Genomic DNA, 11,104 nt, shown 5'->3' with positions numbered 1-11,104 from the left:
CGGATCTTGTTCGCGTTCGATCCGTGGTGCTCGGCCATCCTGCTGATTGGTGGCGACAAGTCCGGCGAGCTCCACCTTGGCCTCGCTCCCATCGAAGTTGCTTTTCCGCCCGCACGTCTTTCCCGCCCAACGCGTCAAGGCTTGAAAGCGCGCAGTGAGTGCAAGCTGGGCAGCCCCCGGCCGGTGTCGATCGCCATGACGTGGCAGCCGGCGGCGGTGGCGGCGGCGATTCCGGTGGGGCTGTCCTCGATCGCGACGCAGCGTCGTGGGTCCACACCGAGTTGGGTCGTGGCCTTCAGATACGGGTCCGGGTGCGGCTTGCCGCGGGTGGTGTCGTCGGCCGTCACGATCAGGGCGAAGTGGTGGTCGAGGCGGGGCAGGACCAGGTGGACGATGCTCCGCGGTGAGGCGCTGACCAGGGCGGTCGGGATGCCTTCCGCGTGGAGTTCGCCGAGGAGGTCCAGGGCGCCGGGGATCAGCGGTACGCCTCCGGGCTGCTCGGCGATGCGGGCGGCGAAGGCGTCGATGAGCTGCCGGGCGATGTCGGGCAGGGCGGCGGCGTGGGGCTCGGCGGTGGACAGCAAGAGGGCCGCCACGTCCTCGGCCGCGCGGCCGAGGACGTTCAGGGTGTCGGCGGGGCCCAGCTCGACGCCGAGAGTCCGCGCCACCGAGGTCGCGGCCTGCCACCAGAACCCCTCGGTGTCCACCAGCGTGCCGTCCATGTCGAACAGGACGGCCTGCGGCACCTCCCAAATCGGCGCCCCCGATGACGACGGCTCCGGTGACGACGGCTCCGGTGACGACGGCTCCGGTGACGACGGCTCCGGTGACGACGGATCAGACGGCATCGGCAGGTTCCGTGGCGGGGGAGGGGGCCGTGACCGTTCTTTCGGCCACCAGTACGGGCCGCTCCACCAGGCGGACCGTCACCCGGGTGCCGGGTGCCAGCCGTACCGCCTCGTGACCGGGTACGTCGGCCACGACCTCACCCCCCGACAGGGCGACCCGGAGCCGGACGGAGGCGCCCCGGAAGGAGGCGGCGATCACTTCCGCCTTGCCCTCCGGCGCCGGGGTAACCCGCACGGCCTCGGGGCGGATCAGCACGTCCACCTCCAGGGTGCCGGGGGCCGAGCCGTCGACGGGCAGGAGTTGGCCCAGCACCGTCACCTGGTCGCCGGAGACGTGCCCGGCCAGGTGGTTCATGGTGCCGACGAACTCGGCCACGAACGGGGTGGCCGGACGGTCGTAGACCTCGGCGGGCGGCCCGCACTGTTCCAGGCGGCCGTTGCGCAGGACGGCGACCCGGTCGGCGATCGACAGGGCCTCCTCCTGGTCGTGGGTGACGAAGATGGTGGTGATGCCGAGATCGAGCTGGAGGCGGCGGATCTCCTCGCGCAGCGACACCCGTACCTTGGCGTCGAGTGCCGACAGCGGCTCGTCGAGCAGCAGCACCCGGGGCTCCAGCGCGAGCGCGCGGGCCAGGGCGACGCGCTGCTGCTGGCCGCCGGAGAGTTGGTGCGGGAAGCGGTCGGCGTGGGCGGGGAGACCGACGAGTTCGAGGAGTTCGTCCGCCTTGGCGCGTCTGGCGGCCACGGGGACCTTGCGTACTCGCAGGCCGAAGGCGACGTTGTCGCGGGCGTTCAGGTTCGGGAAGAGGGAGTAGGACTGGAAGACCATGCCCGCGTCGCGCTTGTTGGCGGGCATGTCGGTGATGTCCGAGCCGTCGATGAGCACGGCGCCGGAGTCCGGCCGCTCGAACCCGGCCACGCACCGCAGCGCCGTCGTCTTGCCGCAGCCGGAGGGCCCCAGCAAGGCGACGAACTCGCCCGGCTCGATCGTCAGGTCGAAGCCGTCGAGCGCCACCGTCTTGCCGAACACCCGCCGCAGCCCTCGGAACTCCACCTGAGCCGTCATTTCCGAACCTTTCCCGAGAACGCGGTGGACACCGCGAGCAGCAGCAGCCAGATGAGCAGCAGGCTGAGGATCGACACCGCGACCGACAGTTGCCCCTTGGACCCGGAGATCGTCACGATCCACACCGCGAACGGCTGGTAGCCCAGCAGCCTGGCCACGGTGAACTCGCCCAGCACCAGCGCGAGCGTCAGGAACGACGCGCTGGCCAGAGCCGAGCGCAGATTGGGGATGATCACCCTGAACAGCACGTGCGGCCACGACGCGCCCAGGTTGCGGGCCGCCTCGACGAGCGTACGCACGTCCATGGTGCGCAGCCCGGCGTCGAGCGAACGGTAGACGAACGGCAGCACCAGCACCACGTACGCGAACACGAGCACGATGGGGAAGGCCGGGTCCTGCACCGCGATCAGCGTCGCCCAGAACGGCGTCGGGGCCAGCACGTCGGTCCCGGTACGCAACGAGGTGGTGAGCCCCGCCACGAACGTGATCGGCGGCACCACCAGCGGCAGCGTGCAGAGCACCTCCATCACGGGCCGCAGCCGCGGCGCGCTGAGCCGTACGGCCAGCATCGCCGGCAGCGTGAGCAGCAGGACCAGCACGATCGTCGCGACGGCCAGTGACATGGACAGCAGCAACGACGACCCGAACCCCTCGGCCGTCAGGAGCTCGCCGTAGGCCGCGAAGGACACCCCGGTCGTGGGGGTGTAGATCGTGTACCAGAGCGAGGCCCCGAGCGGGATCAGGAAGTACGCGGCGGCCAGCAGGAACACCACCCCGCGCCACACCCGGGGCCGGGCAGGCGCCGGCGCGGGAGCGGTCACCGGCTCCAGTCCGGTCAGCGCAGCCATCGGGTGCTCCTCTTCTGCAGCGGCAGGTAGATCGCCATGACCAGCCCGGCCACCACGATCATGTCGAGGCTGAGCGCGAGCGCGATGTTCTCGTAGCCGATCAGCACGTCACCCGTGAGCGCGCTGGCGATCTTCAAGGTCACCAGCGGCACCACGGTCCCGACCATGGCGTTGGCCGTCGCGAAGGCCGCGAACGCGCTGCCGAACAGCAGCACCACCCCGCCGAGCATGGATGGCGTGAGCACCGGCAGCCCGACGAAGCGCCAGAACTGCCAGGCCGTCGCGCCGTTGTTGGCCGCCGCCTCCCGCCACTGCGGCCGCAGCCCGTCCAGCGCGGGCGCCATGACCAGCACCATCAGCGGGACCGAGAAGTACAGGTAGACGATCACCAGGCCCCAGAACGTGTACAGCGCGCCGGACGGCAGCCCGAGCAGGCCGCTGATCACGCCGGAGTTGCCGAGCGTGGCGATCCAGAAGAAGGCCAGCGGCACGCCGCCGAAGTTGGCCAGCACACCGGAGGCCGTCAGCACCGCCTCACGCAGCAGGGCGAACCGGGAGGTCACCACCGCCTGGGCGAGGAACGTGCCGAGCACGGCCCCGAGCAGCGCCACCACGGCCGAGAGCTTGACGCTGCCGGCCATCGCGGTGAGGTAGCCGCCCTGGAGGCTCTGACCGAGGTTGGCCAAGCTCGGCTCGCCGTTCGCGGTGAACGCCCCCGCCACCAGCGCGATGGCGGGGATGCCGAAGACCAGCGCGAAGAAGACGAGCAGGGGCAGCGCGCCGAGCCACCCCTTGGCGCGGGTCATCCCGAGATCGCCGCGTCCCAGCCGCTGGCCAGCTTGGCCTTGGCCGCGTCCACCTGCTCGGGGGTGGGGAACGTGGGCGTGCCCTCGACCTTGGGCAGCGCGTCGGCGGCGGCCTTGTCGACCGAGCCGTCGGTGGTCATGACCGGCAGGAGCACCGGCCTGGCGAAGCCCTTGAGGTAGAGGTTCTGGCCCTCGGCGCTGTAGAGGTACTCCTGCCAGAGGCGGGCGGCGGCCGGGTGGGGAGCGTCCTTGTTGACGGCCTGGGCGTACATCTGGAAGTACTTGCCGTCGGCAGGCACGTTCACCTTCCAGTCGAGGCCCTTGGCCGTCATCTCGGACACGTAGGCGGCGTTGTTGTAGTCCCAGTCGATGCTGATCTGGGTCTCGCCCTTCTCGATCGTCGCCGGCGTGGTCTCGACCGGGTTGTAGTTGCCCGCGGCCTTCAGCTTCTTGAAGAACTCGATGCCCGGCTGGATGTCGTCGAACGAGCCACCGCTCGCGATCGACGCGGCGTAGACGCCGGCGAAGGCCGAGCCGGACTTGGTCGGGTTGCCGTTCATCGCGACCTTGCCCTTGTACTCGGGCTTGAGCAGGTCGGCGAAGCTGGCCGGGCAGGTGCTGATCTTCTTGGCGTCGCAGCCGATCGACACGTAGCCGCCGTAGTCGTTCGTCCAGAGCCCGGTCGGCTCCTTCTGGCCCTCGGGAACCTTGTCGAACGCCTGCACCTTGTAGGGCGCGAACAGGCCCTCCTTGGCACCGCTGATCGCGAACGACTGGCCGAGGTCGAGCACGTCGGGCGCGCGGTCCTGGCCCTTGCGGGTCTTCACCGCGGTGATCTCGTCGGCGCTGGCCGCGTCGGGGTCCTCGCTCTCGACCTTGATCCCGTACTTGGCGGTGAATCCCTTGATGATCTCGCCGTAGTTGGCCCAGTCGGGCGGCAGCGCGATGACGTGGAGGTTGCCCTCCTTCTTCGCCGCCTCGACGAGTTTGTCCAGGCCGCCGAAATCTGCGGCGGAGGTGGCGGTCTTCGCGTTCACCCCGCCTTCTGACGCCTTGGTCTGCTGAGTGCCTGGGGCGGCGCCGCACGCCGCCGTGGCTACGGTAAGGGCTGCGATGACGCCTGCCACACGGGCGCGAGGTGTGAACACGTCGCCTCCACTCTCCGAGGGGTGTGGGAAGAATTTACGGGAACTTGTACAAACAAGCCAGCATTAGTAGGCCGCATGAAGATTGCTCTTTCATGAATACGAAGGGTCGCGGATGGTTGCGCGTTATGAACGGATCGCCGATGCGCTGCGTGATGACATCCTCACTGGCCTGCATCCGGTCGGCTCCCAGCTCCCCACGGAGGCGGAGTTGGCCGCCCGCTATCTCGCCGCCCGCGGCACGGTACGCCAGGCGGTAGCGGTGCTGGTCGCCGAGGGGTTGGTCGGTTCTCGGCAGGGGGCCAGGCGCATCGTGCTGGGCAAGGCGCGCAGTCAGAGCTTCGCCGAGTTGCACAGCTTCGCCCAGTGGGCGCGCGCCAACGGCTACCGCTTCGGCGGCCAGGTGATCACCCAGGGTCGCCGGGCGGCGAGCCCCGTCGAGGCCGCCAGGCTCGGCACCGACGAGGTGCTCGACGTGCTCCGGCTGCGCACACTGGAGGGCGATCCCGTCCTGCTGGAGCGCACGGTGTACGCGGAGTGGGTGGCCACCGCCGTCGAAGAGCTCGCGCCCGGCTGCGAGTCGGTCACCGAGGCGCTGTACGACTCGATCGGGCTGGTCTTCGCCTATGGCGAGCACCTCATCGACGCCGTCTCCGCGGGCGCCCGGGACGCCCGTCTCCTGGGGGTACGGCGCGGCAGCCCGCTGCTGCGCCAGCGCCGCATCACCACCACGCACGAGGGCCGGCCGGTGGAGTGGTCCGACGACCGCTACCGGGCGGGCAGCGTGGTCTTCAGCATCCGCAACTCGATCGACGCCAACCCTCTGGTGCGGCAGGCGGGCGACTTGCGTTTCGGGGCCTGAGAACATATGTTCGAGTCATAAGCGCCCGCCTTCCCCCGGGTGGCTCAGCATAGGCACGAGAGCCGCGGGGAGAAGCGACTTGAGCAGACTCTATGGCGATCCGATAGAGGTGTGGACGAGGGACGGGGAGCCGACCCAGTTCGTCTGGCGCGATCGTCTCTATCTCGTCCGCCGGGTCCTCGACCACTGGGTGGTGGCCCGGGAGTGGTGGAAGACCGACGAGAACGATCCCGGTGAGCGGCAGTTCTGGCGGGTGGAGGCCAGTCCCGGGCGCGAGGTCGGTTCCTACGAGCTGCGGTTCGACACCGCCAGTGGCGGGTGGCTGCTCCTGCGGGCGTGGGACTGATGGCCCCGCCGTTCCCCCACCTGAACGTGAGCTCCGCGTACTCCATGCGCTACGGCACCGCCTTCCCGCGGGCGCTGGTGCACCGGGCGGCCGAGGACGGGATGGACATCCTCGCGCTGACCGACCGCGACGGGCTCTACGGCGCGATCAAGCACGCCCAGGCGTGCGCGGAGGCCCGGATCTCCTCGGTGTTCGGGGTCAACTTCGCGCTCGCGGGCTCCGGGGCGCGCGGGAAGACCGGGCCGGGCGCCCGGGACCAGAGCGGTCTGGGCGCCCGGGGCCGGGTCAAGACCGGGCCGGGGGCCCAGGACCGGGTCACGGTGCTGGCCAGGGCGGGCGGCTGGTCCCAGTTGGTGCGGCTGGTCACGGCCGCCCACTACGCGGGCGAGCGCGGCGCGCCCGAGGTGACGCGCGAGCTGATCGGCTCCCTGGACGCGGGCGGGCTGTCGGTGCTGCTCGGACCCCGTTCCGACGTGGGCCGCGCGGTGGCCGAGCGGCGTGACGAGCACGCCCGGGTGCTGCTCGACCTGTGGCTGGCCACCGTGCCCGGCGTGGTGATCGAGCTGGTCGACCAGTACGGCTTCCGCGACGCCACCACCGCCGTACGGATGCTCGCCCTGGCCGAGTCCCGGGGCGTACCGGCCGTGCTCACCAATGCCGTCAGATACCTGGATCCCGCCGACCACCAGGTCGGCGACGTGCTCGACGCGGCGCGGCAGCTCGTCCCGCTGCACCCGCGCCACCTGGAGCGCACCACCTCGCACGCCTACCTCAAGGGCACCAAGGAGATGTGGCAGGTGGCGGCCAAGATCTGCGGGACCGACCTCAATCGCGTCGGCCGCCTCCTGCACGCCACCCGCACGCTGGCCGAGGCGTGCGCGATCGACCCGGTCGACCTGCTCGCGCTGAAGCACGACCCGCCGAACCTGCACCTGCCCGAGATCGGCCGTGACCCGGTGCCGCTGCTGCGCCACCGCGTCGAGGACGGGCTGATCTCGCGCGGGCTGGATCGCGCCGGCGACGCCAGGGAGCGCCTGCGGGCCGAGATGGACATCATCGAGCGGAAACGCCTGTCCGGATATTTCATAGCCGTGGCTGGCATCACCGACATGATCCGCGGCATGGGCATCCGCTGCGCGATCCGCGGCTCGGGGGCGGGCAGCCTGGTCAACTACCTCATCGGCATCGGCGAGGTGAACCCCCTCGAACACGGCCTGCTCATGGAGCGCTTCCTGTCGGACGGGCGCGTCGGGCTGCCCGACATCGACGTGGACGTGGAGTCCGCGCGCCGGCTCGACTGCTACAAGGCCATCTTCGACAGGTACGGCGAGTCGCGGGTGGCCTGTGTCTCGATGATGGAGACCTACCGGGCACGCAGCGCGATCCGGGACGTGGCGGGGGCCATGGGGCTGCCGCCGCACGAGATCGACGCGATCGCCAAGGCGTTCCCGCACATCAGGGCCAAGCAGATCACCGCGTCGCTGAACGACCTGCCCGAGCTGCGCGACAGCCGGCTCGGCGAGGCCGGGCTGGAGCGGGTGTTCCGGCTGGCGGAGAGGCTCGACGGGCTGCCCAGGCACATCGCGCTGCACCCGTGCGGGGTCCTCATCGGCAACGCGGAGCTGCGCGACAGGACGCCGGTGGAGCGGAGCCTGCTGGAGTTCCCGATGTCGCAGTTCGACAAGGACGACGTGGAGGAGTCCGGGCTGCTCAAGCTCGACGTGCTGGGCGTGCGGATGCAGTCGGCGATGGCCTACACGCTGAGCGAGATCGAGCGGGTGGACGACGTCGTGGTCGAGCTCGACAAGCAGCACGGATCGGAGCCCGGCGTCGAGTACGTGCCCCACGACGACCAGGCCACCTACGACATGATCTGCGCCAGCCGTACGCTCGGCTGCTTCCAGATCGAGTCGCCCGGCCAGCGCGAGCTGGTCGCCAAGCTGGAGCCGCGCAAGATGCACGACCTGATCGTGGACATCTCGCTGTTCCGGCCGGGACCGGTGAACTCCGACATGGTCACCCCCTATCTGGAGGCCAGGCACGGGTGGCGCGAGCCGTACTATCCGCACGAGCGGCTGCGCGGCGCGCTGAAGGAGACGCACGGCGTCGTGGTCTTCCACGAGCAGGTGCTCAGGATCATCGAGGTGATGACGGGCCGCGACCTGTCGCACGCCGAGACGCTGCGCCGCACGCTGGCCTCGCCGGAGGGGCGCGAGCGGGTGCGCAAGCACTTCGTGCCGCTGGCCAAGTCGAACGGGTTCGGCGACGCGGCCGTGGACAAGGCGTGGAAGGTGCTCGACGCGTTCGGCGCGTTCGGGTTCTGCAAGGCGCACGCGGCGGCGTTCGCGCTGCCCACGTACCAGTCGGCCTGGCTCAAGCGGCACCACGCGGCCGCGTTCTTCGCCGGGGTGCTCACGCACGAGCCCGGCATGTACCCGCAACGCGTGATCATCGACGAGGCGCGGCAGTGCGGGGTGGAGATCCTGCCGCTCGACGTGAACAGATCGGGCAAGGACTGGCGCGTGGAACGGCTCGGCCCCCGGGTGCGCCTCAGGATCGAGCCCGGTGGCTTCAAGGCCGGGGAGATCGGAAAGGGGTACGCGCTGCGCGTGCCGTTCTCCGCGATCAAGGGGGTGAGCGAGGCGGAGGTGGGGCGCATGGTGGCGGGCCAGCCGTACACCTCGCTCGCGGACTTCTGGGACCGGGCCCGCCCGTCGCGGCCCGTCATCGAGCGGATCGTCCAGGTGGGCGGCCTCGACGACCTGCACGACCTGCACCCGGGCGGGGCCCGCTGGCGGCCGGGGCGGCTGACCCGCCGCGACCTGATCGCCCAGGTCGGCGTCCTCGACCGGACCTCCGCCTCGGGCGTCAAACCGGCCACCACGAAGTCCAGGCGCTACACCCCGGCGCGTCTGGACGCCGTGCCCGCGGCGAGGCCCGAGGAAGCGGCCGTGCAGCTCCCGCTGGGTTTCACCGAGCACATCGCGCCCGGCGAGCTGCCCGAGATGACCGAGACCGAGATGGTGGAGGCCGAGCTGGAGATCCTGGGCATCGACATCAGCCGCCACGTCATCAGCTTCCACGACGAGCTGCTCGACGCGATCGGGGTGGTGCGCTCGGCGGAGCTGCTGTCCCAGCGCAATGGGGCCGAGGTGCTGGTCGCGGGGGTCAAGGTGGCCACGCAGACGCCGGCCGTACGGTCGGGGCAGCGCGTCATCTTCACCACGCTGGACGACTCGACGGGGCCGATCGACCTGACGTTCTTCGAGTCGGTGCAGGGGCGGTGCGCGGCGACGGTGTTCGGGTCGTGGCTCATGGTGGCGAGGGGGGTGGTCCGGCGCACGGGGCGCCGGGCGATCTCGATGCGCGCGGTGGACTGCTGGAACCTGGTCGATCTCGACGCTCTGTGGCGATCGAGCGGGATCGAGGCGGTCAGAGCGATGCTCGCCCGGACCCCACTCGCGTCGATTCCAGAGGAGTCGGCGGGGGTCGGCGGTCGGCGCATCGAATACGCCAACGGCTACAGCCTCTCCCCCTACGCGGACTTGGGGCCGGTGGTTGCTCCTCCCACCCGCCGTCTCTGGCATGCCAGTCAGGGGAGTTCGGGGCCTAGTGCGGCGTGATTTTTTTACGCTTTTACGGCACAGCCGCCCCCACCGCCACCCGCCGACCGTGGCCAGGGGCCTCCAGGAAGACGCCCGCTGACCGGCACGTGGCCGGTCGCCGTTACGGCGTTTTCTTGGCCATCTCCGGGGTCATCAACCCGTCTGCTCAAGCGGAGCGGGCTCCGTGGGTGGTGGGGTGGGGAGTTGGGTCACGGTGCCCGCGGTGCGGAGGCGGGCACGGCCCCGGCTGCGGGAAGCGCACTGGATGTTGGTGATGTCGCGGACCGTGGCCGCGCACAGCAGGGCGGAGACCATCGCGCAGGTGAGCTCCGGGAGGCCGATGCCGGTCAGGCCGTCCGAGTGGCCCAGGGGGAGGCGGGTGGTCACCAGGGTGAGGGTGGCGAGCCAGGACAGCCACCAGGCGGTCAGCAGGGCGAGCCAGCGGCGCCGGTCGTGCGGTGGGCCGGTGCCGCGCCAGACCTCGTCCACCAGGAGGAGGGGCGCGATCAGGTTGACGCCGGGGATCAGCCAGGCGGCGGCCACCGGGCCCGCGGGGGCCGAGCGGTCGTTGGCCTGTCTGGCGCGGACGAGCCAGGTGACGTAGGCCGCGGCAGCGGCCATCGCCGTCCCCGCGACCAGCATCATCAGCACGGCGAACACCGTCACGGCCCCGACCACCGCGTCGGCGTCGGCGCCGTGCGGACGGCCGCCGAACGCCGCGAGCTGGGTGGCGAGGCGGCGGCCACGGCTGTGTTCGAAGATCACGAGAGCGCCCAGGGAGAGGACCTGTGCGGCAAGTGTTACGTAGACGACAGAAGCTGCCCTAGTGGGCGGTGCCTGGGCGTAGCGCACGTTGTTCTCCCCCCGGGCCATGCGCTGAGGTTCTGCTTCACTTCTATCCCGCCAGGTCACTTGTTAATCAGCTCACGACACCGGATTCCCACGCCCAAGCTGCGATTTCCACCCGATTACGGACACGGAGCTTTCCTTGGATGCTCCCCAAATGGGTCTTTACCGTCGAAAGTGATACAAACAGCTCGCCGGCCACTTCCTGGTTCGTGCGGCCCCTCGCCACCAGGCGTACGACGTCGAGTTCGCGGTCGGTCAGCGGGTCGTTCAGCGGGGCGGCGACGCGAAGCTTGGGCTGGGCCAGGTGCTGCAGCAGCCGTACCGTCACCGAGGGCGACACCAGCGAGTCGCCGCCCGCCGCCGCCTTGACCGCCTCGATCAGCAGCGTGGGCCCGCTGTCCTTGAGCAGGAAGCCGAGGGCCCCCGCGCGCAGCGCTCCGTAGACGTACTCGTCCAGGTCGAAGGTGGTGACGATGACGATGCGCATGGGGTTCTCGACGCCGGGGCCGGCCAGGGCGCGGGTCACCTCGATGCCGTCCAGCTTGGGCATGCGGATGTCGAGCAGGCAGACGTCCGGCCGGAGCCGCCTCGCCTCGGATACCGCCTCCGCGCCGTCGGCGACCGCCGCCACGACCTCCATGTCCGGTTGCGCATCTAAGATCATCTGAAATCCGGTACGGACAAGTTGCTGATCGTCGGCGATGAGTACGCGAATAGTCACGGCGACAA

Annotated in this window: 10 protein-coding genes; 3 read left to right on the top strand and 7 right to left on the bottom strand. The window is 70.4% G+C overall.

Annotated features, from left to right (window positions below):
* Nucleotides 1-134: 134 nt before the first annotated feature.
* From AB0B91_RS42055 to AB0B91_RS42035, 5 genes are all read right to left on the bottom strand, one after another.
* Nucleotides 135-746: an HAD family phosphatase gene (locus AB0B91_RS42055; RefSeq protein ID WP_358332643.1), complete on the bottom strand. Its 612-nt coding sequence runs from the start codon at nucleotides 744-746 to the stop codon at nucleotides 135-137.
* Between the two features lie 91 nt (nucleotides 747-837).
* On the bottom strand, nucleotides 838-1,914 hold the full coding sequence (locus tag AB0B91_RS42050) for an ABC transporter ATP-binding protein (RefSeq protein ID WP_358332640.1): 1,077 nt from the start codon (nucleotides 1,912-1,914) through the stop codon (nucleotides 838-840).
* On the bottom strand, nucleotides 1,911-2,762 hold the full coding sequence (locus AB0B91_RS42045) for an ABC transporter permease subunit (RefSeq protein WP_358332637.1): 852 nt from the start codon (nucleotides 2,760-2,762) through the stop codon (nucleotides 1,911-1,913). Before AB0B91_RS42045 ends, AB0B91_RS42050 begins: the two co-directional genes overlap by 4 nt.
* The gene (locus tag AB0B91_RS42040; protein ID WP_358332634.1) at nucleotides 2,750-3,568 is read right to left on the bottom strand and encodes an ABC transporter permease; all 819 of its coding nucleotides are present in this window, start codon (nucleotides 3,566-3,568) and stop codon (nucleotides 2,750-2,752) included. Before AB0B91_RS42040 ends, AB0B91_RS42045 begins: the two co-directional genes overlap by 13 nt.
* A complete protein-coding gene (locus tag AB0B91_RS42035) occupies nucleotides 3,565-4,605 on the bottom strand; it encodes an ABC transporter substrate-binding protein (protein WP_358332631.1) in 1,041 nt (346 codons plus the stop codon). Before AB0B91_RS42035 ends, AB0B91_RS42040 begins: the two co-directional genes overlap by 4 nt.
* Before the next feature lie 223 nt (nucleotides 4,606-4,828).
* On the opposite strand from AB0B91_RS42035, the gene AB0B91_RS42030 reads away from it, so the two are divergent.
* The 3 genes from AB0B91_RS42030 (at nucleotide 4,829) to dnaE (ending at nucleotide 9,544) form a co-directional block, all read left to right on the top strand.
* On the top strand, nucleotides 4,829-5,575 hold the full coding sequence (locus tag AB0B91_RS42030; protein WP_358332628.1) for a GntR family transcriptional regulator: 747 nt from the start codon (nucleotides 4,829-4,831) through the stop codon (nucleotides 5,573-5,575).
* 79 nt (nucleotides 5,576-5,654) lie between these two features.
* Nucleotides 5,655-5,921 carry a DUF6504 family protein gene (locus AB0B91_RS42025; RefSeq protein ID WP_219537547.1) on the top strand — a complete coding sequence of 89 codons (267 nt, stop codon included), beginning with the start codon at nucleotides 5,655-5,657 and terminating at the stop codon, nucleotides 5,919-5,921.
* The gene (gene dnaE / locus AB0B91_RS42020) at nucleotides 5,921-9,544 is read left to right on the top strand and encodes a DNA polymerase III subunit alpha (RefSeq protein ID WP_358332917.1); all 3,624 of its coding nucleotides are present in this window, start codon (nucleotides 5,921-5,923) and stop codon (nucleotides 9,542-9,544) included. The genes AB0B91_RS42025 and dnaE overlap by 1 nt, the downstream gene beginning before the upstream one ends.
* A gap of 135 nt (nucleotides 9,545-9,679) precedes the next feature.
* On the opposite strand, the gene AB0B91_RS42015 is transcribed toward dnaE, so the two are convergent.
* Both AB0B91_RS42015 and AB0B91_RS42010 read right to left on the bottom strand, forming a co-directional pair.
* Nucleotides 9,680-10,291, bottom strand: a complete 612-nt coding sequence (locus AB0B91_RS42015) for a DUF4328 domain-containing protein (protein WP_358332625.1) — start codon at nucleotides 10,289-10,291, stop codon at nucleotides 9,680-9,682.
* A 154-nt stretch (nucleotides 10,292-10,445) separates the two neighbouring features.
* A complete protein-coding gene (locus AB0B91_RS42010; RefSeq protein ID WP_358332622.1) occupies nucleotides 10,446-11,096 on the bottom strand; it encodes a response regulator transcription factor in 651 nt (216 codons plus the stop codon).
* Nucleotides 11,097-11,104 lie beyond the last annotated feature (8 nt).

Origin of the sequence: Nonomuraea sp. NPDC049141 (assembly GCF_040648415.1) — a bacterium.
Classification (GTDB): domain Bacteria; phylum Actinomycetota; class Actinomycetes; order Streptosporangiales; family Streptosporangiaceae; genus Nonomuraea.
This window is presented reverse-complemented; position numbering and strand designations above follow the sequence as displayed.

Bases quoted from the DNA above. Each gene is read 5' to 3' on its own strand.
- AB0B91_RS42050 (WP_358332640.1), bottom strand. From the start codon at position 1,914: ATGACGGCTCAGGTGGAGTTCCGAGGGCTGCGGCGGGTGTTCGGCAAG.
- dnaE (WP_358332917.1), top strand. From the start codon at position 5,921: ATGGCCCCGCCGTTCCCCCACCTGAACGTGAGCTCCGCGTACTCCATG.
- AB0B91_RS42030 (WP_358332628.1), top strand. From the start codon at position 4,829: ATGGTTGCGCGTTATGAACGGATCGCCGATGCGCTGCGTGATGACATC.
- AB0B91_RS42040 (WP_358332634.1), bottom strand. From the start codon at position 3,568: ATGACCCGCGCCAAGGGGTGGCTCGGCGCGCTGCCCCTGCTCGTCTTC.
- AB0B91_RS42045 (WP_358332637.1), bottom strand. From the start codon at position 2,762: ATGGCTGCGCTGACCGGACTGGAGCCGGTGACCGCTCCCGCGCCGGCG.